Source organism: Alteraurantiacibacter aestuarii (assembly GCF_009827405.1).
Taxonomy (GTDB): domain Bacteria; phylum Pseudomonadota; class Alphaproteobacteria; order Sphingomonadales; family Sphingomonadaceae; genus Alteraurantiacibacter; species Alteraurantiacibacter aestuarii.
On record NZ_WTYY01000003.1, the window covers coordinates 526,037 to 547,899 of the forward strand.

18 protein-coding genes and 1 tRNA gene are annotated in these 21,863 nt (G+C 62.4%); 11 read left to right on the plus strand and 8 right to left on the minus strand.

Translation table 11 applies throughout. The features are described from left to right. Window positions 1-53: 53 nt before the first annotated feature. The 9 genes from pepN to GRI32_RS08040 all read left to right on the plus strand — a co-directional run bounded on the left by pepN (window position 54) and on the right by GRI32_RS08040 (window position 9,647). Window positions 54-2,708, plus strand: a complete 2,655-nt coding sequence (pepN, locus tag GRI32_RS08000; RefSeq protein WP_160590930.1) for an aminopeptidase N — start codon at window positions 54-56, stop codon at window positions 2,706-2,708. After that, complete coding sequence (gene pgeF, locus GRI32_RS08005; protein ID WP_160590932.1) at window positions 2,680-3,474, plus strand: peptidoglycan editing factor PgeF; 795 nt, start codon at window positions 2,680-2,682, stop codon at window positions 3,472-3,474. Before pepN ends, pgeF begins: the two co-directional genes overlap by 29 nt. A 180-nt stretch (window positions 3,475-3,654) precedes the next feature. Next, on the plus strand, window positions 3,655-4,221 hold the full coding sequence (petA, locus tag GRI32_RS08010) for a ubiquinol-cytochrome c reductase iron-sulfur subunit (protein WP_160590934.1): 567 nt from the start codon (window positions 3,655-3,657) through the stop codon (window positions 4,219-4,221). A 16-nt stretch (window positions 4,222-4,237) separates the two neighbouring features. Beyond that, window positions 4,238-5,527, plus strand: coding sequence for a cytochrome b (locus tag GRI32_RS08015; RefSeq protein ID WP_160590936.1), 1,290 nt, complete (start codon window positions 4,238-4,240; stop codon window positions 5,525-5,527). Window positions 5,528-5,555: 28 nt separating this feature from the next. Continuing rightward, a complete protein-coding gene (locus tag GRI32_RS08020) occupies window positions 5,556-6,407 on the plus strand; it encodes a cytochrome c1 (RefSeq protein WP_160590938.1) in 852 nt (283 codons plus the stop codon). A 10-nt stretch (window positions 6,408-6,417) separates the two neighbouring features. Next, window positions 6,418-6,951 carry an adenine phosphoribosyltransferase gene (locus GRI32_RS08025; protein WP_160590940.1) on the plus strand — a complete coding sequence of 178 codons (534 nt, stop codon included), beginning with the start codon at window positions 6,418-6,420 and terminating at the stop codon, window positions 6,949-6,951. Between the two features lie 79 nt (window positions 6,952-7,030). Beyond that, complete coding sequence (locus GRI32_RS08030; protein ID WP_160590942.1) at window positions 7,031-8,887, plus strand: cation:proton antiporter; 1,857 nt, start codon at window positions 7,031-7,033, stop codon at window positions 8,885-8,887. A 23-nt stretch (window positions 8,888-8,910) separates the two neighbouring features. Then, the gene (locus GRI32_RS08035; protein WP_160590944.1) at window positions 8,911-9,516 is read left to right on the plus strand and encodes an OmpA family protein; all 606 of its coding nucleotides are present in this window, start codon (window positions 8,911-8,913) and stop codon (window positions 9,514-9,516) included. Window positions 9,517-9,573: 57 nt separating this feature from the next. Beyond that, window positions 9,574-9,647 (plus strand) — tRNA-Gly (locus GRI32_RS08040). Window positions 9,648-9,679: 32 nt separating this feature from the next. Here GRI32_RS08040 and GRI32_RS08045 read toward each other — a convergent pair. The 4 genes from GRI32_RS08045 to GRI32_RS08060 form a co-directional block, all read right to left on the minus strand. Continuing rightward, complete coding sequence (locus tag GRI32_RS08045; RefSeq protein ID WP_160590946.1) at window positions 9,680-10,630, minus strand: CPBP family intramembrane glutamic endopeptidase; 951 nt, start codon at window positions 10,628-10,630, stop codon at window positions 9,680-9,682. A 262-nt stretch (window positions 10,631-10,892) separates the two neighbouring features. Further along, on the minus strand, window positions 10,893-11,357 hold the full coding sequence (locus GRI32_RS08050; protein WP_160590948.1) for a nuclear transport factor 2 family protein: 465 nt from the start codon (window positions 11,355-11,357) through the stop codon (window positions 10,893-10,895). After that, the gene (locus GRI32_RS08055; RefSeq protein ID WP_160590950.1) at window positions 11,357-11,974 is read right to left on the minus strand and encodes a pyridoxamine 5'-phosphate oxidase family protein; all 618 of its coding nucleotides are present in this window, start codon (window positions 11,972-11,974) and stop codon (window positions 11,357-11,359) included. Before GRI32_RS08055 ends, GRI32_RS08050 begins: the two co-directional genes overlap by 1 nt. Before the next feature lie 75 nt (window positions 11,975-12,049). Then, on the minus strand, window positions 12,050-12,502 hold the full coding sequence (locus tag GRI32_RS08060; RefSeq protein WP_425543024.1) for a carboxymuconolactone decarboxylase family protein: 453 nt from the start codon (window positions 12,500-12,502) through the stop codon (window positions 12,050-12,052). 237 nt (window positions 12,503-12,739) lie between these two features. On the opposite strand from GRI32_RS08060, the gene GRI32_RS08065 reads away from it, so the two are divergent. Continuing rightward, entirely contained in the window at window positions 12,740-13,651 is a 912-nt protein-coding gene (locus tag GRI32_RS08065; protein WP_237437446.1) for a LysR family transcriptional regulator, read from the plus strand. A 101-nt stretch (window positions 13,652-13,752) separates the two neighbouring features. Further along, window positions 13,753-14,496, plus strand: a complete 744-nt coding sequence (locus GRI32_RS08070; RefSeq protein ID WP_160590955.1) for an energy transducer TonB family protein — start codon at window positions 13,753-13,755, stop codon at window positions 14,494-14,496. Between the two features lie 13 nt (window positions 14,497-14,509). Here GRI32_RS08070 and GRI32_RS08075 read toward each other — a convergent pair whose 3' ends face one another. From GRI32_RS08075 to GRI32_RS08090, 4 genes are all read right to left on the minus strand, one after another. Continuing rightward, on the minus strand, window positions 14,510-15,562 hold the full coding sequence (locus GRI32_RS08075) for a cytochrome-c peroxidase (protein WP_237437447.1): 1,053 nt from the start codon (window positions 15,560-15,562) through the stop codon (window positions 14,510-14,512). Window positions 15,563-15,627: 65 nt separating this feature from the next. Continuing rightward, the gene (locus GRI32_RS08080) at window positions 15,628-18,174 is read right to left on the minus strand and encodes a TonB-dependent receptor plug domain-containing protein (RefSeq protein WP_160590957.1); all 2,547 of its coding nucleotides are present in this window, start codon (window positions 18,172-18,174) and stop codon (window positions 15,628-15,630) included. 297 nt (window positions 18,175-18,471) lie between these two features. Then, the gene (locus tag GRI32_RS08085; RefSeq protein ID WP_160590959.1) at window positions 18,472-19,371 is read right to left on the minus strand and encodes a transglutaminase family protein; all 900 of its coding nucleotides are present in this window, start codon (window positions 19,369-19,371) and stop codon (window positions 18,472-18,474) included. Further along, on the minus strand, window positions 19,368-21,860 hold the full coding sequence (locus GRI32_RS08090) for a circularly permuted type 2 ATP-grasp protein (protein WP_160590961.1): 2,493 nt from the start codon (window positions 21,858-21,860) through the stop codon (window positions 19,368-19,370). Before GRI32_RS08090 ends, GRI32_RS08085 begins: the two co-directional genes overlap by 4 nt. Window positions 21,861-21,863: the final 3 nt, after the last annotated feature.

Sequence of the window (21,863 nt, forward strand, 5' to 3'; positions counted from 1 at the left end):
GTTGCGCGTTCTACTCACTGGACGGCGCAGCGAAAGGACCTAAATCGCAGCTTATGGATATTGCACGCACCCCTTCGAACCCTGATGGCAACCCCGAAATGGCCGATGCTGCCACCGGGCCAAAGGCGCCGGTCACCATTCGCCGCGAGGATTACAGGCCCTTCGCCTGGCTGGTGCCCGAAGTCGCGCTGGATTTCACGCTGGGACTGGACGAGACGCTGGTGGAGGCGCGGCTGGCGGTTTCTCGCAACCCTGCGGCACAGGCCGATCCGGTGCTGCGCCTGAATGGGGACGGGCTGTCACCGATAGAAGTTCGCGTGGATGGCGAAGCGGTGAACAGCTGGGTGATGGAGGGGGCCGACCTGCTCGTCACCCTGCCCGGCAATGCGCATAACGTGCAGATCACCACCCGGCTGGCACCATCGGACAACACGCAGCTGATGGGCCTCTATGCCTCCAGCGGAATGCTGTGCACCCAGTGCGAGGCGGAGGGCTTCCGCCGCATCACCTTCTTCCCGGACCGGCCCGATGTGCTGTCCAACTACCGGGTGCGGATGACGGGCGACAAGGCGCTGTTCCCCGTGCTGCTGTCCAACGGCAACTGCACCGATACCGGCACGCATGACGACGGCACCCATTGGGCCGAGTGGCACGATCCCTGGCCCAAGCCGTCTTACCTGTTCGCGCTGGTGGCGGGCGACCTTGTGGTCAACAAGGACAGCTTCACCACCATGAGCGGGCGCAAGGTCGATCTGGGCATTTACGTGCGCGACGGGGATCTGGACCGCACCGCCCATGCGATGGAATCGCTCAAGCAGTCGATGCTGTGGGACGAGCGCGTGTTCGGCCGCGAATATGACCTCGATACGTTCAACATCGTCGCCGTGTCCGATTTCAACATGGGCGCGATGGAGAACAAGGGCCTCAACGTCTTCAACACCAAATATGTGCTGGCCGACGCAGAAACCGCCACCGATGGCGATTATGACGGCATCGAAGGCGTTATCGGCCACGAATATTTCCACAACTGGTCGGGCAACAGGGTGACCTGCCGCGACTGGTTCCAGCTGAGCCTGAAGGAAGGCTTCACCGTGCTGCGCGATCAGCTGTTCAGCCAGGACATGGGCAGCGAGCCGGTCAAGCGGATAGAGGATGTGCGGGTGTTGCGCGGGGTGCAGTTTCCCGAGGATTCAGGCCCGCTGGCGCATCCCATCCGGCCCGATTCCTATCGAGAGATCTCCAACTTCTACACCGCCACCGTCTATAACAAGGGCGCAGAAGTGATCCGCATGATGCGCTCCATGTGCGGAGAGCAGGCCTTCAGGAAGGGTTGCGACCTGTATTTCGATCGGCATGACGGGGAGGCCGCGACCTGCGAGGACTTCATCAAGGCGATGGAGGATGGCGCCGGGCTGGACCTGGCGCAGTTCCGCCTGTGGTATTCGCAGGCCGGCACGCCGCGCGTATCGATCAGGATGGAGGCGGAAGGCGATGAGGTGGTGCTCCACCTGTCGCAGGACATTCCCGCAACCCCCGACCAGCCGACCAAGCAGCCCATGCCGATCCCGCTGCGCATCGCGCTGTTCGACCGGGCAACCGGCGCACATGGCGGCGAGCAGCTGATCGTGCTGGACAAGGCGCAGGACAGCTTCCGCTTCAAGGGAGTTTCGAGTGAGCCTGTCCTGTCGGTCAACCGCGGCTTTACCGCGCCGGTGGCGATCGAGAACCAGACCTCGGCAGAGGATCTGGTGTTCCTGGCCGCGCATGACGATGATCCCTTCGCCCGCTATGAGGCGATGCAGGAACTGGTCGTCACCCACCTCAAGGATGCCGTGGGCGGAAACCTGTCGGAACAGGATCGCCAGACCGGGCGCGAAGCCATTGGCCGGGCGCTGGCAGCGGTGCTGGCAGATGACCGGCTGGATGATCTGATGCGCGGCGAACTGCTGATTTTGCCGAGCAACACCTATCTGGCCGAACAGATGCTGATCGCCGATCCGGGCGCCATCCATCATGAACGCCAGGGCCTGCGCGCATGGCTGGGTGAGCAGCTGGAGGCGGAATTCGTCGCCCTGCACGATCGCGCCAGCGCGGTTCCCTTCAGCCTTGATGCCAGGGCTCGTGGGGCTCGAAAGGTGAAGACACAGGCGCTGGTCTATATGGCCAGCGGCAATCCCGATCTCGCCGCGCAGATGGCAGCCGGGCAATATGATGCGGCGGATAACATGACCGACCGTCAGGGCGCGCTGATGGTGCTGGCGGGGCTGCAAAGCGCGCAACGCACGCACAAGCTGCTCGATTTCTACAACCGCTATCATGACAATGAACTGGTGATCGACAAGTGGTTCGCCATTCAGGCCGGTTCGCTGCATCCGCAGGTGCTGGCGCATGTGAAGGCGCTGGCGGATCACCCGCAATTCACCCTGAAGAACCCCAACCGCGTACGCTCGCTGTACATGGCCTTTGCCGCCAATCCGCACGGCTTCCATGCCGAGGATGGCGAGGGCTACCGGATGATCGCGGACCTGATCCTGGCGCTCGACCCGCTCAATCCGCAGACGGCGGCGCGCTTCGTCCCGCCGCTTGGCCGGTGGCGGCGAATCGAGCCGGGCCGCGCGGCGCTGATGCGCGGCGAGCTGGAGCGTATTGCGGCGGCGGATAATCTGTCACGCGATACGCATGAACAGGTGGCCCGCAGCCTTGGCTGATCTTGGCGTACCTCCTGTCGAGGTGATTCGCAGCGCCGCGCTGGCCGGGTTGCCGCATGGCTTTCTGGGCCGCATCGGCGGGGTCAGCCAGGGCGCGGTGGCCGGATTGCAGGTCGGCTTCAACGCGGGCGATGACGATGTGCATGTGGCGCAAAACCGCCGCCGCGCGCTCGATGCCGTCTGCCCCGGCGCGCAGCTGGTTACGGTGAAGCAGGTCCATTCCTCGCGCGCCGAGACCGCGACTGCTCCGTGGGCAGAAGACGAGCGGCCCGAGGTCGATGCCATCGTCACCAGCACGCCCGGACTGGCGCTGGCCATCGTGACGGCGGATTGCGCCCCCGTGCTGCTGGCAGACCGAGAGGCGGGCGTGATCGGCGCGGCCCATGCCGGCTGGCGCGGCGCGCATGGCGGGGTGCTGGAGGCAACCGTCAGGCGGATGGAGGAGCTGGGCGCCGTTGCCGGGCGAATCCACGCCACCATCGGTCCGTGCATTGCCCAGGCCAGTTATGAGGTGGGTTATGACCTGCGCGAGAAATTTGACGACAAGGACGCGCATTTCTTCACTCTGGGCAGGCCGGGCAAGTGGCAGTTCGACCTTGAATCCTATGTCGCCGCGCGGCTGGAATCGCGCAAACTGGGGCGCGTGGAGAAGCTTGGGCTGGACACATATGGCGATGAGCAGCGGTTCTTTTCGCACCGCCGATCGGTGCATAAGCACGAGCCGACATATGGCCGCCAGTTCTCCATCATCGCCCTGCCGGGCTAGCCACAAAGTGCCCGCCTGTCACATTAGCGCCAAAAGGCGGGTTGGCAGGGGCGATTTGCTCGTCTATCAGCCGCGCCAAGTCGCCGCCCCGGGGCCCCGTTCGGCGCGCGGCTGGTCAGAATTCTTTTCGCGTTGTCCGGCAGCTTTTTGCAGGGGCAAACGGGCAGGCAAGGCAAGGTAATGGCAACCACCACTGACACGGCGTTTACGGATGCAGCAGCCGAAGGCGGCGTGCGCCGTCGTGACTTCATCGAAATTGCTGCCGTCGCAACGGCGGGCGTTGGCGGGCTGATCGCGGTGCTGCCGCTGGTCAGCCAGATGGCACCGTCCAAGGACGTGCTGGCCGAAAGCACCACCGAACTGGATATTACCTCGCTCGAAGCGGGCCAGTCGATCAAGGCGGTGTTCCGCAAGCAGCCGGTTTTCGTGCGTCATCTGACGCCTGCGGAAATGCAGGCTGCCGATGCCGTTCCGGTTGACGATCTGCGCGATCCGCAGACGCTGGCTGAACGCACCATCGTGGGCCATGAGAACATTCTGGTGGTGATGGGCGTGTGCACCCATCTGGGCTGCGTTCCGCTGGGCGCTGCCGAGGGTGAGAACAAGGGCGAATTTGGCGGATACTTCTGCCCGTGCCATGGTTCGCACTACGACACGGCCGCCCGCATTCGCAAAGGTCCGGCCCCCAAGAATCTGGAAGTGCCGGCATACGAATTCACCTCCGATACGACACTCGTGATCGGTTGAGGCGAGAGATAGCGCAATGAGTTTTCCCTGGGCCAAGCAATACGAACCCACCAATCCGGTGATGAAGTTTCTCGATGAGAAGCTGCCTCTCCCGCGTCTGGTCTTCAATGCCGTGGGTGCCGGATATCCGGTTCCGCGCAATCTCTCCTACATGTGGAATTTCGGCGTTCTGGCCGGGTTCTGCCTCGTTCTGCAGATTGTCACCGGCGTTGTGCTGGCGATGCATTATGCCGCCAATGACGCAGTGGCCTTCAATTCGGTCGAACACATCATGCGCGACGTCAACTGGGGCTGGCTGATGCGTTATGCGCACGCCAATGGCGCCAGCTTCTTCTTCGTGGTGATCTACCTCCACCTGTTCCGCGGCTTCTTCTACTCTTCGTACAAGGCCCCGCGCGAAATGGTCTGGCTGATCGGCGTGGTCATCTTCCTGCTGATGATGGCAACCGGCTTCATGGGCTATGTGCTTCCCTGGGGGCAGATGAGCTTCTGGGGCGCCAAGGTGATTACCGGCCTGTTTGGCGCCATCCCGGTTGTGGGTGAGCCGCTGCAGATCTGGCTGCTGGGTGGCTATGCGCCGGACAATGCCGCGCTCAACCGCTTCTTCAGCCTGCACTTCCTGCTGCCCTTCGTGATCGCCGGCTGTGTGATCCTGCACATCTGGGCGCTGCATATTCCCGGATCTTCCAACCCCACGGGCGTGGAAGTGAAGAGCGAAAGCGACACGCTGCCTTTCCACCCGTATTACACGGCGAAGGACGGCTTCGGCCTGGGCGTTGCGCTGATCATCTACATGGCGTTCGTGTTCTTCATGCCGAATGCGCTGGGCCACCCGGACAACTATATCCCGGCCAACCCGCTCTCCACGCCTGCGCACATCGTGCCCGAATGGTACTTCTGGCCGTTCTACGCCATCCTGCGCGCCTTCACCTTTGACTTCATCCTGCCGGCCAAGCTGTGGGGCGTGCTCGCCATGTTCAGCGCGATCCTGGTGTGGTTCTTCCTGCCCTGGCTGGACAAGTCACCTGTTCGCAGCGGCCATTATCGCCCGTTGTTCCGCAAGTTCTTCTGGCTGCTGGTGGTCGACATGCTGATCCTGTTCTGGCTCGGCGGCGCCGCGGCGGAAGAGCCCTATGTGATGTTCAGCCAGATCGCGACCGCATATTACTTCCTGCATTTCCTTGTGATCCTGCCGATCATCTCTTCGATAGAGCGGCCGGAGCCCTTGCCCTTCTCGATTACCGAGGCTGTGCTGGGTGAGGACGACAAGGCAGTGCTGGGCGACAACGCCAAGCCGGCTGCTTGACGCGCGGGTTTAGGGGAAAGACGAGATCATGATCCGCCTTGTAGGAATTCTTGTTGGCCTGGGTTTCACCTTCGTGGTGCTGCTGGCTTTCGCGTTCGGTTTTGCGAACTGGGCTTCGGACGACACTCCGCCGACGGCAGAGAGCGTGTTCCATCTGGCCCCCAAGCATGTCGAGTTTGAGCATGACGGCCTGTTCCCCTCGTGGGACCTGGCGCAGCTTCAGCGCGGCTATCAGGTGTACAAGGAAGTGTGCAGCGCCTGCCACTCCCTCAACCAGATCGCCTTCCGCAACCTGTCGGAGCTTGGCTATAACGAGGATGAGGTCAAGGCTGAGGCTGCCAACTGGGTGGTTCCGGGCGTTGATCCCAACACCGGCGAAGCGTCCACCCGTCCGGGCACGCCGACCGATAATTTCCCGCGACCTTACGCCAATGACGTGGCGGCGCGTGCGGCCAACAACAACGCCATTCCGCCGGATCTTTCGCTGATGACCAAGGCGCGGCATCACGGCCCGGCCTATGTCTATTCGCTGCTGACCGGTTATCAGGAGCCTTCGGCGGAGCTGCTCGCCAGCTATCCCGAGGCTGCTCCGGCCACCGGCCTGCACCACAACCCGTATTTCGCCAATCTCAACCTGGCGATGGCGCCCCCGCTGACTGCCGATGGCCAGGTCACCTATGCCGATGGCACGGAAGCGAGCATCGACCAGATGGCGCAGGACGTGGCCGCTTTCCTGACATGGACCGCAGAGCCTTCGCTGGTGGAACGCAAGCGTGCCGGCTGGCCGGTTCTGGGCTTCCTGCTGTTTGCCACCATCCTGGCATGGCTGGCCAAGAAGCAGGTCTGGGCGAACGCCAAGCCGAAGCGCAAGGAAGACTGAGGTCCGGGCTTTGACCCGAGATGACCTCAAGACCCTGATCCGCACTGTCCCGGATTTTCCGGCCGCAGGTATCCAGTTTCGTGACATCACCACGCTCATCGCAGATGGGCGTGGTTTGTCCGCGACTATCGATCATCTTGCCCGGCTTGCCCCTCCCGGCACCGCCTCTGTCGCTGGCATAGAGGCGCGCGGCTTTATCTTCGGAACCGCTCTGGCAGCGCGTCTGGGCGTGGGCTTCATCCCCGTGCGCAAGGCCGGAAAGCTGCCGGTGGAGACAATCGGCCAGGACTATGCGCTGGAATATGGCGAAGCGCGGGTGGAGATCGATCCGACCCTGCTCAGCCCCGGCGAACAGGTGCTGCTGGTGGACGATCTGATCGCCACGGGCGGCACCGCCCTGGCCGCGGCGCAATTGTTGCGCCGGGCTGGCGCACGCTGCGATAACGCGCTGTTCGTGATCGATCTGCCCGAACTTGGCGGGGCCGACCGGTTGCGTGATGCCGGCATCGCTTCGCATGCGCTGATGGATTTTGCTGGCCATTAGGCAAGTTACGGGAAAGAACGTCGCGTTCGGACGTTTTGAACAACAGGCCCGTATGCGCTAGGCCTCTGACCGGAGCTTCATGGAACAACAGGCCTTCGTCATCGCCCTTGTCGGCATATTGGGAATCGGCGCGCAATGGGTTGCGTGGCGGACCGGCTGGCCCGCCATCGTGCTGATGCTGGCGGCGGGCTTCCTGGCCGGCCCAGCGCTGGGCATACTCGATCCGCAGGCAGCCTTTGGCGATATGCTGGTGCCGATGATCTCCATCGGCGTGGCGCTGATCCTGTTCGAAGGCGGGCTCAGCCTCGATTTTCGTGAATTGCGCAAATATGGCGGCGGCGTCTGGCGTCTGGTGATCATCGGCGTGCCGCTGGGCTGGCTGCTGGGATCGCTGGCGGGTTATTACGTGGCCGGGCTGGTGTGGCCGGTGGCCATCCTGTTTGCCGGCATATTGGTGGTTACCGGCCCCACGGTGGTGATGCCCTTGCTGCGGCAATCGACGGTGCAACAGCGCCCCGCCGCCTTGCTGAAATGGGAAGCCATCGTCAACGATCCCTTCGGCGCCTTGTGCGCGGTGATTGCCTACGAATATTTCCGCTATGTCGGCGATGGCGCCACGATGGTGGAAATCGTGCCGCCTCTGATCATCGCCGCGGTCATCGCCGGGCTGATCGGCTATGCGGCGGCATGGATTATCGCCTGGGCTTTCCCGCGCGGTTTCGTGCCCGAATTCCTCAAGGTGCCGGTGCTGCTGGTCGTGGTTGTCGGCGTCTTCGTGCTGTGCAACGCGATCGAGCATGAAGCTGGCTTGGTGGCGGTTACCGTCATGGGCATCGCGCTGGCCAACATGAATGTCGCCTCACTGCGCAGCATTCATCCCTTCAAGCAGAACATCGCCTTGCTGCTGGTGTCGGGCATTTTCATCCTGCTGTCCGCCAGCCTGGATTTTGCCCAGTTGCGCCAGTTTGAATGGCAGTTCGGCCTGTTCCTGCTCGCCCTGCTGTTCGTGGTGCGCCCGGCGACCGTGCTGATCAGTCTGGCATTCAGCAGCGTGCCGTGGAACGAGCGGCTGTTCCTCGCCTGGATCGCCCCGCGCGGTATCGTGCTGGTGGCCATCAGCGGCCTGTTCGCCCTGCGCCTGTCGGATCTGGGCTATGCTGATGGCTCGATCCTGATCGGCCTCAGCTTTGCGGTGGTGGTGACCACTATCGTGGCCCACGGCTTTACGATTAACATCGTCGCCAAATGGCTCAAGGTTCGTGGCGAATCGCGTCCTGGCCTGCTGATCGTCGGCGCCACGCCGTGGACCATTGCCCTGGCAAAACAGATGCACGGTATCAGCACGCCGGTAATGCTGGTCGATGCCAGCTGGCTGCGGCTCAAACCCGCACGCGCGGCGGGCATTCCCACCTATCACGGCGAAATCCTCAACGAAGCGACCGAACACAACCTCGATCTCACGCCCTTCAACGTGCTGATCGCCGCCACCGACAACGAGGCGTACAACACGCTCGTCTGTTCCGAATTCGCGCCCGAAATCGGCACCGATTCGGTGTACCAGCTGGGTGAGGGCGGCGATGATGGCGATCACCGCAAGATGCCCGCCAGCCTGCGTGGCCGCGCTCTGTTTGCATCGGGCTTCAGCGTCGCCGATGTGCACCAACGGCAGATGGAAGGCTGGGTCTTCCGCAAGACCAAGCTGTCCGATCATTTCGATATAGAAGATGCCAAGGGCGTTCTGCCCGAAGCCACCAATATGCTGCTGCTGGTAAAGCCCAACGGCCGCATGCGCTTTTTCACCCATGCCTCCGCGCCGGAGCCGCAGGCAGGAGATGTTGTCATCAGCTTCTCACCGCCAGGGAAGAAGGGCGAAGAAGAAAGTGCTGCCGCCAGAAGAGCCGCCAAGGCAGGCGCCGCAAAGGTGCAGACAGCATGATACAAAGGATGAGGAAGCAAGGCATGGATATCACCCCGGGCAAACTGATCATGATCAGCGCGGCGGCGTTGCTGGTATCGGCATGCGAACTGCGACAGGAAGGCGGCGGCGAGCCGGAACCGGCCACGAGCGGGCAGCCGGCAGACCCCGCGCCCACATCCACAGCCACCACCGTGATGGAAGAAACGCCCGCCGCATCGATCATTCGCGACGATGCCCGCCGGGAGGAACTGGCGACACCGGTGGAGGCGCTGAAAGTCACTGTTCCGCTGGGCAACAGCGGCAATGAACTGGGCGCGGATGCACAGCAGGTGCTGCGCGAAGTGCTTGAAAGCGATGCCCTGCGCGAAGGCTGGCCGGTGATCCTGCGCGGCCATACGGACAGTTCGGGCAATGACAGCGCCAATCTGCGCGCCTCACGCTCACGCGCAGAGGCCGTGGCCGCATGGCTGGTGGAACGCGGCGTGGATGATGAGCGAATCACGGTGATCGCCTTTGGCGAACAGAACCCGATTGCGCCCAATGCCCTGCCCAACGGCATGCCCGATGAAGCGGGCCGGGCGCGCAACCGCAGGGTGGAGATCGAAATTGCTCCCGAAACAGGTCCGGCACCCTCTTCTGCGCCGTAAGCCGATCAGGGCGCTTGACGAACCGCCCCTGCCGGTGGCAATCGCGGCGGCGAGCGGGCGGGTATAGCTTAGTGGTAAAGCACCAGCCTTCCAAGCTGGCTATGAGGGTTCGATTCCCTCTACCCGCTCCAGCCGCCTTTCCGCCAATGCCGCCTTCAGCCCGTCAGGCGGTGGTGTTCGGTGGCTTATGTCCGGTAGAAGGTCCCGCACAGTTCGGAGCGAACTCTCTGGACCAGGCCTCGAAGCGACCCGAACGCCACGCGAGCCACAGGACAAGGCCTCCCACGGCACTGCATACGACCAATGCCAGCAATGAGGCTTCTGGACCGAATGCGCCGCCTGTGAGCCAATCTGGAAACTGGTCGCTTGCGGTGCTGACGGCCATCGCCCCGCCAAAGTCTCCGCCTGAAACAGCGGCGCCGAAGATATAGCCCTGGGTGAAGTTCCATCCTGCGTGGACGCCAATCGAAACCCACAGGCGACCGGTCAACACGTAGAATGCGCCGAGCAGCAATCCACCTTCGATGGCGACGCAAATGCCTGGAAGAAGTGTCGCGCCCGGATTGGCAAGATGACCGGCGCCAAACAGCAGCATCGAGACTGCCAAAGCCGGCCAGGGACCGACACTGCGCCATAGCAGCCGCAGGATGACTCCCCGAATGAGGACTTCCTCCAGAATGCCGGATTCAATCGCCAGCCCGGCACCGCGCCAGGCGGGCGCGAGGCCCTGGAAGGACATGTCATAAAGGCCTGTGCCAATCAGAATGCCCATAACTGAACTGAACAGGGCCAGCCCGATGGCCAGACCCGCGAGGAGACCCATCGGCGCCGATGCCAAAGCAATTTCGCTGGGTGCGCGCGCTTCACCAATTCTCACGAGCAGGGCGTAACAGCTCAGGACAATAACCGCGCCTGCGCCATGCGCCAGGAATTGAAAGCCTGGCTGATCCGGCAGTGCATTCGATAGCCATTCTGAAGCGAGTCCGAAGGGGATCATTACGGCAAAAATCAGGATGACAATCCAGACAAGTGCCCGTGCCCAAAGCCACCTGCCCGGGCGCAGAATCCGCTGATTGCCCAAAACTGGCTGAATACCAAATTGCAGTCCAAACATTGCGGGTCCTCGACCTTTGTCCTGGCTACTTGCTTTTGTCGGCGACCTGCCGGTCACATTCAGATTGTAGGCTGGCCCTTGATCGAGGTTCAGAATCTGCAGGCAACGCCAACAAGGGCTGGTTGGCGCTGGCAATGACTGCGCCTGTTTCCCGCTTGCGTGAAGCGATATTCGACACGGGCATTGGCGTGCTGGCTGATCGCGTGTTCACGCCCGGCGCTGGCGTGCCATCCGTTGAGGTCCGAAAAGTCGACCAGCCGGATCAGAGTCCAAGGGCGGTAAGGTCAGGATAGTCGACCGGGCGCGGCCCTTCGGGCCACAGGAGTCTGCGGTCCGCCTGGTCAATGGGATGTTCGTTGATGCTGGCAATCCGGATTTCCATCAGGCCATCTGCGTCAAACTGCCAGTTCTCGTTGCCATAGGCGCGAAACCAGTTGTTGCTGTCATCGTGATATTCATAGGCGAACCGCACTGCAATCCGGTTGCCGGCATGCGCCCAAACCTGCTTGACCAGGCGATAGTCCAGTTCGCGCGCCCACTTGCGGGTGAGCAGGGCCACAATGGCATCGCGGCCCGTTACAAATTCAGCGCGGTTCCGCCACCTGCTGTCCGGCGTATAGGCCAGGGCAACGCGCGCGGGATCGCGGCTGTTCCACGCGTCTTCGGCCATACGCGCCTTCTGGGCGGCGGTTTCATCGGTGAAAGGCGGGAGTGGAGGACGGCTCATCAGGGTTTCCTTTCCAACTTTGCAATCAGGGCGGCATTTTCTGCCTCAATGGTTTCGATGCGCGCTTCCAGCCTGCTGACGGTTTCGGCCACATCTGCCGCATCGATCTTTATCGGTATATGCTGCGGGCAATTGATGTCCCATGCCTCTACCTCGAACAGGATCGCCTGTTCGGCCCTTGCGCGGTAATCTTCCGGCAGAAGCTGTTCGATCAGTACCGCATCGTCGGTGATCACCCGCGCGCGGCCCCAGATCTTGATACGGCGGCGATGCGCATAATCCATCAAGAACAGGAACGCCTTGTCGTTCTCGGCCAGATTGCCGGCTGAGATATACTGCCTGTTGCCGGTGTAATCGGCAAAGGCGAGGGTGGCTGGACCGATCAGGCGAATGAACCCCCTGGGGCCGCCCCGATGCTGCGCATAGGACTGACCTTCGGCATTGGCGGTGGCCAGATAGGCCGTATCGACGGCGGCGATAAAGTCAGCCAGCTCGTCGGTAATCCGGGTGCGAAAACCGCCCCGGTCTTCCATCCGGGCATAGCTGGCCCGCGAACCGCGCGCCGTCTGCAAGGCTTTGACGGCGGGTGTGAAGGCAATGTCGCTTGCGGGTTTCATGGGTTTCTCTCTGGCGCAGGGCAGGATGGGCGGGCACCGGTGGACGGGGACGACCGGTGCCCGCTTCCCGACAGGTCAGGCAGCCTGACGGGCGTCGACGACGGGAAAGTCGATTTCGGTCTGAAACACTTCGTTGAAATAGTTGGTCCAGGTGTTGAGCGCGACATGCTGGACGATCTCGATGATCTGCCCATCGCTGTAGCCGGCAAGGCGAACCGCGGCAAAATCGGCGTCAGTGATATGCCCACGATCCACTGCCACCCTGGCAGCGAAACGGACGGCAGCATCGGCCTTGGGATCATTCGATCCACCGGCCCGGTTGGCGGCAATCTCAGCATCGTCCAGCATGGCGAGGTTCTTGCCCAGATAGGTGTGCGCCGACAGGCAATAATTGCACCCGTTCACCTGGCCGATTGCAAGCGCGATCCGCTCACGGGTTGCGGCCGGAAGGGCGCCCTTGTTGAGCGCGCCGGACATGGCCAGATATCCTTCGAGTGCCTGGGGGCTGATCGAGCTCAGACGAAACATGTTCGGCGCGGAGCCAAGCTGCTTCGCGACCGCTTCCAGCAGAGGCTGTGACTTTGCCGGTGCATCAGCGATCGAAGCGGGTTGAGGGATACGGGACATTGAAAGGTTCCTTTCTGGTTGGCGGCTGGGGATCGGCCGGTGCAGGCTAGATAGTAGGTTGCGAAATCATGAAGTATCCCTGATGATTGGAAACAACCCTTCCGGTTTATGGAATATTGAATGGATCGATTTGAAGCCATGAGATCGCTTGTCGCGTCAGTCGACGGCGGCAGCCTGTCCGCAGCATCCCGGTCATTGGGCGTGCCACTGCCCACGGTGAGCCGGCGCGTGTCAGACCTTGAGGCTCACCTTGGTGCGCAGCTTGTCGTGCGCACCAGTCGCAAGCTTATACTGACCGATGTGGGCCACGCCTTCGTGGCCACTTGCCGGCGTGTGCTGGACGAACTCGATCAGGCCGAGCGCGCTGCCACGGGTGAATACCGCACGCCGCGCGGAGACCTGCTGATCACGGCGCCAGTCATGTTCGGGAGGCTGCACGTTGAGCCTGTCGTGCTCGACTTTCTCAATGACTTTGCCGAAATCAACGTGCGCTTGAGACTTGCGGATTACATTGTCGATCTGGTTGAAAACCAGGTGGATCTGGCCATCCGGATTGGCCAGTTGCCTGATAGCAGCCTGGTCGCAACCAGGCTGGGTGCCGTGCGCTGGATCACCTGTGCCAGTCCCGCCTACCTCGCCGAACGTGGAATCCCGCAGAGCCTTGCTGATCTGGACCAGCATGATTGCATCTCCTTCGACAGGCTCTACTCCACGGACAGCTGGACCTTTCAAAAGGGCACTGAGATCGTTGCTGTGCCCTTCAGCCCGCGCTTTGCTGTCAACACTGCAACCGGCGCGCTCGATGCCGCACTTGCAGGGGCAGGTATTGCCCGCGTCCTGTCCTATCAGGCGGCCGGCGCAATTGCCGATGGGCGGCTGGTTCCCGTGATGGAGGATTATCAACTTGAGCCGCTACCGGTGCACCTGGTGCATGCCGGTCAGACCATTGTGCCCCTGAAGCTCAGAGCCTTTACCGATTTTGCCATACCTCGGCTGAAGTCCGGCCTGAGGGCTGTTGAACAGACGCTCGACCACAAGGGGCTGGCCTGAAATCCTGTCCGCATCTATTGCGAATAGTTGTCAATAGCGATAATTGCTGTCATCACTCCCCTTCGTTTGTCAGATTGAGATGCGGGAGTTGAAGAGGCGCGATGTATCTTTCGCAATTGTCGATTGCCGAACGCTATCTTTCGGCCTCGCTGGCGGCATCGATTCCGGCGCTGCTGACGATTGCCTTTGCTCTGGCACTCAGGCCTGCGGGCGTTGTCGGCACACAGAGCGCCACGCTCACCACCTTTTCGATTACCGCCCCGGTTCCCGCTTCGCAGACTGAGGCACCGCCGCATGCTGACAAGCCAAAGCCAGCCAGAGGCGCGGCTGCGGATGGGCAGGCGGCCCCGCTCGCGGTGCATCTGCCAGAGCCTGTACCGACACCTTTTGCCATTCCACTCAGCCGGTTACCGGCCGTCAGCCTGGCCATTTCCCCGGCCCCAACGCAATCGGCGCGCGATATCCCCGCAGCCGATGCGGGCGTTCCTTCGGCATCGCCAGCCTCCGGCGAGGGGCAGGGCAATGCCCGTGGCGGCACGTCCGGCACCGCCGGGCAAGATGCTGTGGATGCCTATGCGCAGGCGGTGTTGCGCAAGATTCGCGCGAAGCAGGTCTATCCAAGCTGGCTGTCACGCCGTGGCCGCAGCGGCACAGTCCTGGTTGAGATCCGTATCGACGGCAGGGGCCATCTGGCGGGAATGACGGTGATCGACGGATCGCAAGAGGCGGATATTGACGAGCTGGCACTCAGCCATATCCGCGCGGCAGGACCATTCGGCATGCCGCCCGGCCATGCGCAGCGTATCTTTCGGATTCCGATGACCTATCGCCAGCGCCCCGCCTGACTGGCCCGCCAGCCTAGAGTGTATTGAGGAAGGCGACGAGCGCGGCGCGTTCCCCGGCGGTGAGATCGAGATCCTTCAGCAGCGGATCGGGCAGAGGCGGCGGAGCATCGGTGGTCTCGCTCTGCACCGTGCGATCGCGCCCACCTCCGCCGGCATAGGTGGCCACCACACCGCGCAGATGCGGGAATATCCCGTTATGCATGTAAGGATCGCTGCGGCTGACGCCGCGCAACGAAGGTGTGCGGAAATATCCCACATCGGCCGGATCGCCGGTAACCGCATAGCGACCGACATCCTCCAGCGTGCGGCCATAGAAGCTGATGCCCAGATTGTGGAACCTGCCATCAGTCAGGTAGGTGCCGCTGTGACAATTGGCGCAGCGCGCCCGGGTGCGAAACAGGTGCAATCCCAGCAGCTCGTCGTCCGCCAGAACCTCTGTTCCATCGCGGAAAACGCGGTCCCACTTGCTCGACCGCGGGCGCAGGGTCCGCTCAAAATCGGCCAGCGCCAGGGCAATATCGCCTATGGCGATCCGGGGGGTGCCATAGGCAGCGGCAAACTCCTGGCGATAGTCTTCGCGCGTGTTGATCCATGCCTCTATCTGCGCCGGGTCCGCCGCCATCTCAATCGGATTGATGATCGGCTCGATTGCCTGCGCTTCCAGTGAGGGGCTGCGCCCATCCCAGAACAGGCTGTCCATCTGCGACGCGGCATAAAGGCTCAACGCATTGCGCTGGCCGCGCTGCCGATCATGACCGATCGACGTCTTGATCCCGTCTGAAAAGCCAAGCTCAACATTATGGCAAGATGCACAGGCGAGCTGGCCGGAACCTGAAAGATGCCGTTCCTCGAACAGCCGCGCACCAAGCTGCGCGCGCAATGCGGCATTGCCTTCCAGCGCCACACGCGGCGGCAGCGGGCCGAATTCGCTGAACACCGCGCCCTCGTCAACCTGCGCCGCCGGCCAGCTCTCGACAGGGCCGGCATAGGCCTGCCGCAACTGGGCAATCCGCCCCGCCGGTTCCTCCCGCTGCGTGGCCGCGACAACGAAAATCAGCGCGGCCAAGGCCAGGGCAATCCGGCCAGTCCTTGCGAGCGGAAAGCCCATGTCGGTCTTCCGGTCCCCGCGCATCAGAAGTTGTACCTCAGCCCCAGCCAAGCCTGACGGCCATACTGATAGGGATAGCTGATGCTGACATGCTCCTTTGACGGGATGCGGTTCAGCATGTTCTCCAGCCGCAGGTCAGCCGTCAGGCTGCCAAACTGGCTGCGGATCACCTCGACCTGGACGTTCAGGTTCACATCGAAATTGTCGCGATAGCGGACATCGTCATAGACATCGTAACGCACACCATCGACCGTCTGATTGACCGTCGTATCTTCAATCTGGTCAAAGCCGGTGCGGTAGCGGAAGTTGAGATTGGTGGTCACGCGGTCGTCCAGCCACAAGGCCGTCCATGTCGCGTTGGCGATGAAGGGCGCGGCATAGTCCAGTCGGCGGTTCATCTGCTTGATTTCGAGTCCGGAGATGAGATCGCCATGATAAAGGAAGATGTCCTCCCCGAATTCCTCATCATCCGATGTCTCGAAGTAGTCGGCATTATTGCTTCTGGTGGTGCTGTAATTCATGTTCAGCGCCAGTGAGTGGCGGGTCCCCAGACTGCGCAGCCATTCGAGGGAGATACCCTTGTAAGTGCTCCTGCCGTCATTGGTGATTGTGTAGGAACGATAGAGGCTGGTGCCGGTCGCTGTATCCACCGTCACCAGCTCGGAGGGGGAACTGGCGAATTCGTCCTTGCCCCGGCGATAGATGCCTTTCAGCCGCACCTGTCCGCCCAGCACGGTGCCGGTCAGCGCTGCGGTCAGCTCGTCCGAATAGGGCGTGTCGAGATCGGCCTGTCCGTAGCTGGCGGGCTGGGTCTCGCGATAGAGCGTCCAGTCGCTGTCGGCAAAGACCACATCATTGCCGACAACGGTGCCCTCGCGCCGGTACAGGATCGTGCGCGGATAGGCCTCGCGAATGGCATAGGCGAGCATGCTCTTGCCATAATACCGGTTCGCGCCGGCAGTCAGGACCCAGCCTTCCAGCGGCAGGTTCCAGCTTGCGGCAAGGCGCGGCGCGAAATCGTGATTGCCGAGGAAGCTTTCGTAGTCATAACGCAAGCCGCCGCGCAGGTCGAACGCCCCGGCGCTCAGACTATACTCGGCCCAGGCAAACAGCTTATCCAGCCCGACGGCGACATCATACTGCTTGCCGAAATTATACTGGCCAAGCGCATATTCGCCATCCGCGCAGGTGTTGGCAGTGGTGTCCTGACAGATGATCGTTCCGGTAACGCCATAACTGCCCGGCAGGTCCGCCACCGTATCACCGCGTGAGTAGGAGTACTGGTCTTCCGGCCGGCTGCGAAAGGCATCGACACGCTCATAGCCAAAGCCGCCGCGCAATGTTCCCGCACCGATCTGGCTGGAGGCGTTGAAGCTGAGCGCGTAATTGTCCTGCGTCTGGTCCAGATTGCCATTGCCGCCCAATGAGCAGGTGGAACTGCTGCAGACGCCGCCGAAGGTCGTGTTGGACGGGATGGAATAGCCTGGCGTGGATGATTCCCGGCCGCTGTTGGAATGGGTGTAGGCTGCGACAACTTCCCAGTTCAGATCGCCCCTGTTCGCCAGCTCGATCTCGCCAGTGAAGCCACCACCCTTGGTCAGGACATCAAGACCAAGCGCATTGTTTCGCGAATTCATCGTTTCATACGGTGAATAGGCGGCCTTGGCGCGCAGCGTCATGTCATCCGACAGATCGGCAACGATGCTGGCCAGGTAATTGTCGCTGGTGCTGCTCTCGGTGTAGCTGCCGCCGCCGTAATTCGGGTGGCGGTAACTGGTCACCTCGGCAATCTTGCGTCCTGCGGCGAGCAGGATCGCCACGTCTTGGGACAGCGGCATATCCACGCTGCCGCCAAAGCGCCATTGGTGGAACTGCGGCGAGACCGGCAATGGATCGTCGCCAAAGGCCGCCAGCGTGGCATCGGATACGTTGAAACCGGTGATGCCGTCACCGGTGTAAAAACCGTAGGCTTCGGCAGCGAGATAGCGCCGGGGCGTGCGCGTGGTGATTTCCAGCGCGCCGCCGGTGAAGCTGCCATATTCGGCCGATATGTTGGAATCGCGCAGGATGATCTCGCCGATCAGGCTGGAATCAAGCCAGATTGTCTGCGCCGAATTTCCGGCAGGTTCGTTGGCATTGTAGACGTTGTCATTGGTGATATCGAGCCGGCTGTTCACGTCCATGCCGTCTATCGTGATCAGGTTCTCATAAATCCGCCCGCCTGAAATCGAGATGTTCGCCGGACGCAGATCAATGATGTCATCGGGTGAGGCCAGGCCCTCTTCGCGCGTGAACTGGACGGTCGGCAGGATCTTGAGCAGCTGGTTCACATCGCCCGAGCCGGGGGTGCGGTCCTCGATCTCATCCTCGCCGATTATCGACGTGCCTGAATCCACACCCGTATCGTCCGCGCCCGAATTGATGGTGTAGCTTTCGCCGACACCGTCCCCCTCGGCAATGATCTCCGGAAGCGTGACGGCCTGCACGTCCTGCGCCTGAACTGCTGGCGCAAGCAGCAGGCCCTGGCTGGCGACAAGGGCAAGAATGGATGTGTGGGATCTGGTGAACATGAATACCTCCGGTTGGCGCGACGGGCCGGCAGGTAACAATGCACAACAGCTAATGCAAGCGATTCGCATTAGCATAAAATGACCTAGTCCTGGCTCAATGGCCCTTGCGGGATCGGCAGGCTGAAGGGGAGATTGCGCCAATGCGGGCGCTACGCAGAGGTAACACCGGGAAAAGCGTGCCAGGTCGGGCCGCAATGCAGGGCGATTACCTGCGAGTGGGTGGAGTTGCCTTCAATCCCGGCAAAACGGCATCATGCCAGCGCCGCCGCCGGTGAAGTGATCCGCGCTTTCGGAACGTCAATCGATGGACGTAACGGACGATTCGATCGGCAGCACGTCCACGGAAACCTGCAGGGTCTGGCCGGCGTTGCCGTGAAACACCCCGTCCACCGGCGCGACATCAGCATAATCGCGGCCCATCGCCACGATGATATGATCGCCGCCGACCACCAGATCATTGGTCGGGTCAAAGCCGACCCAGCCCAGTTCCTCTCCGCACCAGATGTTGACCCAGGCGTGCATCGCATCGCAGCCCACCAGACGCTCGCGGCCCGGTGGCGGGATGGTTCGCAGATAGCCGCTGACATAGCCTGCCGGAATGCCGTGGGACCGCAGCGCCGCGATCATGATGTGGGCGAAATCCTGGCATACGCCGCGCCGCTGGCGGAATGCCTCCTTCGGCGGAGTCTCCGTCTTGGTGGCATCGCTGTCATAGGAAAACTGCGAGTAGATGGCGTGCATCAGCAGCTTGCCCGCCTGCAGCACGCTGTCCGCCGGGTTCAGGAAGGAATGCGCCCAGTCACCGATCTCCGCATCGATCTTCACAATCGGGGAATTGAACAGATAGAGCGCAGGCCCGGATTCCGACAGATCGCGGCTGCGCCAGCCCGCGCGGCGGATCTCAGCCACGCTGGGGCAGGGCACGGTCAGATCCAGCACCCGCGGCGCAACCTCGATCGAGAAGGCGCTCTCAATCCGCAGCGAGGAAATCGGCTCGCTCAGAAGCAGGCGACTGGAATTGACGACGTAAGGCCCATGCGCGCTGACCACGGAATTGGCGTGGGGCGTAACGGTGAGGCGATAGTCGAACAGGCGCTGGCCCGCCCAGGCGGTGGGTTCCAGCCGAACGTTGAAGCGGGCCAGCCGCACCAGTGCGGCATAGCGGATATCGGTCACATGCAGGACGCGGAAAATCATCCCAGCAGACTGCCCTGCGTGTTGCGATCAGGCCGCTCCACTTGCAGGAAATAGCGCTGCGAGAGCGCTTCCGACAGAGACAGCAGGCGCACTTCAACTTCCTGCACGGCCTCTTCAGTCACGCCCGCAGCCTCAAGGCTGAGGAGATCGGCCAGCATGGCGCGGGTTTCGCGCAGTGGCCGTTCCGGCACGCCATCCTCCACCAGCAGCGGCAGATTGGCGAGGTGCTCCTCAATATGGTTCAGCTGAAACAGCAGCGAGCGCGGATTGTTCGGGTCCAGCAGTACCAGATCGATAACCGGCACCTGCATCGGCCCGGTAAGATAGCGCGTGCGATAGACGATCTGGCTGTCACACAGATCCAGCAGCGCGCCCAGATCATCCACCCTGCTGTCCCCGAAGGCGAACTGGCGGGTCAGGCGGCAGCAATTGAGCGCGCGTTCAAGCCGCCTGCCAAGCTCCAGAAAGCGCCATGCAGGGCTTCGCACCATGTTCTCGGCAGTAAGACCAGAAAGCGTGCTCAGCCGTTCAATCAGCATGTTCGATGCGTTGAGCAGCGATTCGGAGTGATCCGCGTCGAACGAAGGCACTGGCCGATTGGCAACGCGCCAGAAATCGGTCGACATGCGATCGCGCAGTCCGCGACCGATCTCGCGCGTCCGACCGATCAGCGCGGCAACCCCGCCCGGCGATCCTTTTTCTGCGAATGCGCTGCCGCAAATCCTGATGACCGGAGACCTGGCCTGCTCTGCCTTGATCGCGCCCCACTGGACGAGGATATCGACCAGCCTTGCGATGGTGTCGGGGCCTCTGCCCGCGCCGCCATCCACATCGATCGGGCTGCCGGCCAGGCTGCGGATGACGCGGACGGTCATCTCCGCGCGCTCGGCATAGCGGCTGAACCAGAACAGATTGTCTGCCGCCTGACTGGCCAGAATGCCGCCGCTGCGCAGGATCGGCGGGGATTCGCCGGCACCCAGCAGGCTTTCCTGCTGGATCGGAACATCATCGACAACGCACACATCAGCGGACAGGTCTCCATCGCCCATCAATGACGTGCGCAGATCACCAGATGATGACAGCCGGGCAAAGCCGCCGGGCATCACCTGCCAGTTGCCGTCTCCATCGCGGGCGACAAAGGCACGCAGCGTGAAGGGGCGGGGGACGAACTGGTCATCGACCAGCACCGGGCTGGTGGAAAGGTGGACGATCTCCTGCCCGCAATAATCAATCGGGCGCAGTTGCATGGCGGCCAGCAACGTGTCCTTCTCCGCCTCGCTGAACTGCGCACCGGCGCGCGTCCGGCCTGCCGGAAGGCCTTTGACATGGCCTCCGAAGGCGGAACTGATCACCAGATCCTCGAACCGCGCCTTGACCGTGCTGGCCTCGGTCTCCTGCCCGCACCACCATGTGGCGACATTGGGCAGCTTGAGCGGCGATCCCAGCAGCTTGGTTGCCAGCCGGGGCATGAAGGCGGAGAATGCATGCGATTCGACCACGCCGACACCGGGCCAGTTGGCCACCGTCAGCCCGCCATTCGACCACGCCTGAAACAGGTCGGGAATGCCGATCTGCGAATGGGAATCGAAAGCCAGCGGATCGATTTGCCGGGCGTTGATCCAGCGCCAGATGGCATCGATGCGCTTTGGCCCGGCAATGGTGCGCACGAACAGCTGATCGCTGATGACCGTCAGGTCCCGCCCTTCGACCAGCGGCAGGCCCAGATAACGCGCCAGATGCGCCTGTTCGGGATAGCTCTGGTTGTAAGGCCCGGCGGTCAGCAGGGCGATGCGCGGTTCATCTCGGTGGTTGTCAGCAGCAATCCCGCGCCGCAGATCGCCATAGAAACCGGCATGCCTGCGGGTGTTGATATCCGACAATAGCGAACCGGTGCTGCGCGACAGGGCGAGCCGGTTTTCCAGCGCATAGCCGATCCCGGTGGCAAAGCGCGTGCGGTCTGCCAGCACCCGCCATTCGCCATTGGGGCCGCGTGCCAGATCGGCGGCGTAAACGTGCAGGTAATGGCCGCCGCTGGGCTTGATGCCCACCATCTTGGGGACGAACTGCGAACTGCCCGAGATCACGGCGGCGGGCAGATGGCCTTCTGCCACCAGCCTTTGCGGCCCGTAGATATCGGCCACGATGCTTTCCAGCAGGCTGGCGCGCTGGATCAAACCCTGGGCGACCTGATCCCATTCTTCCGTACCAATCAGCAAGGGCATGGGGCTGAGCGGCCAGGGACGCTCATCCTCATCGCCGATCAGGCGGAAGGTGAGGCCCAGTTCCTGGCTTTCACGCGCCACCTGTTCCTGAATATTGCCGTGCGCCCCTTGTGAAAGCGACAGCAGGCGACGTGCAGTGGTTTCCCATTTGGCCGCGACGTTGGGCTGGGCGCCTGCATAAAGATCGCCGCGCTGCGAACTGGGCGCATAGGCGCCAAGGGCATTGTCAGGGGTGGGATCACCCCTTGTCACGGCAGTTTTTTCCATTGC

What these genes read in the sequence shown, in the direction of transcription:
- pepN (WP_160590930.1), top strand. Translation starts at nt 54, where the DNA reads ATGGATATTGCACGCACCCCTTCGAACCCTGATGGCAACCCCGAAATG.
- pgeF (WP_160590932.1), top strand. Translation starts at nt 2,680, where the DNA reads ATGAACAGGTGGCCCGCAGCCTTGGCTGATCTTGGCGTACCTCCTGTC.
- petA (WP_160590934.1), top strand. Translation starts at nt 3,655, where the DNA reads ATGGCAACCACCACTGACACGGCGTTTACGGATGCAGCAGCCGAAGGC.
- GRI32_RS08015 (WP_160590936.1), top strand. Translation starts at nt 4,238, where the DNA reads ATGAGTTTTCCCTGGGCCAAGCAATACGAACCCACCAATCCGGTGATG.
- GRI32_RS08020 (WP_160590938.1), top strand. Translation starts at nt 5,556, where the DNA reads ATGATCCGCCTTGTAGGAATTCTTGTTGGCCTGGGTTTCACCTTCGTG.
- GRI32_RS08030 (WP_160590942.1), top strand. Translation starts at nt 7,031, where the DNA reads ATGGAACAACAGGCCTTCGTCATCGCCCTTGTCGGCATATTGGGAATC.
- GRI32_RS08035 (WP_160590944.1), top strand. Translation starts at nt 8,911, where the DNA reads ATGGATATCACCCCGGGCAAACTGATCATGATCAGCGCGGCGGCGTTG.
- GRI32_RS08045 (WP_160590946.1), bottom strand. Translation starts at nt 10,630, where the DNA reads ATGTTTGGACTGCAATTTGGTATTCAGCCAGTTTTGGGCAATCAGCGG.
- GRI32_RS08050 (WP_160590948.1), bottom strand. Translation starts at nt 11,357, where the DNA reads ATGAGCCGTCCTCCACTCCCGCCTTTCACCGATGAAACCGCCGCCCAG.
- GRI32_RS08055 (WP_160590950.1), bottom strand. Translation starts at nt 11,974, where the DNA reads ATGAAACCCGCAAGCGACATTGCCTTCACACCCGCCGTCAAAGCCTTG.
- GRI32_RS08060 (WP_425543024.1), bottom strand. Translation starts at nt 12,502, where the DNA reads ATGTTTCGTCTGAGCTCGATCAGCCCCCAGGCACTCGAAGGATATCTG.
- GRI32_RS08065 (WP_237437446.1), top strand. Translation starts at nt 12,740, where the DNA reads ATGAGATCGCTTGTCGCGTCAGTCGACGGCGGCAGCCTGTCCGCAGCA.
- GRI32_RS08070 (WP_160590955.1), top strand. Translation starts at nt 13,753, where the DNA reads ATGTATCTTTCGCAATTGTCGATTGCCGAACGCTATCTTTCGGCCTCG.
- GRI32_RS08080 (WP_160590957.1), bottom strand. Translation starts at nt 18,174, where the DNA reads ATGTTCACCAGATCCCACACATCCATTCTTGCCCTTGTCGCCAGCCAG.
- GRI32_RS08085 (WP_160590959.1), bottom strand. Translation starts at nt 19,371, where the DNA reads ATGATTTTCCGCGTCCTGCATGTGACCGATATCCGCTATGCCGCACTG.
- GRI32_RS08090 (WP_160590961.1), bottom strand. Translation starts at nt 21,860, where the DNA reads ATGGAAAAAACTGCCGTGACAAGGGGTGATCCCACCCCTGACAATGCC.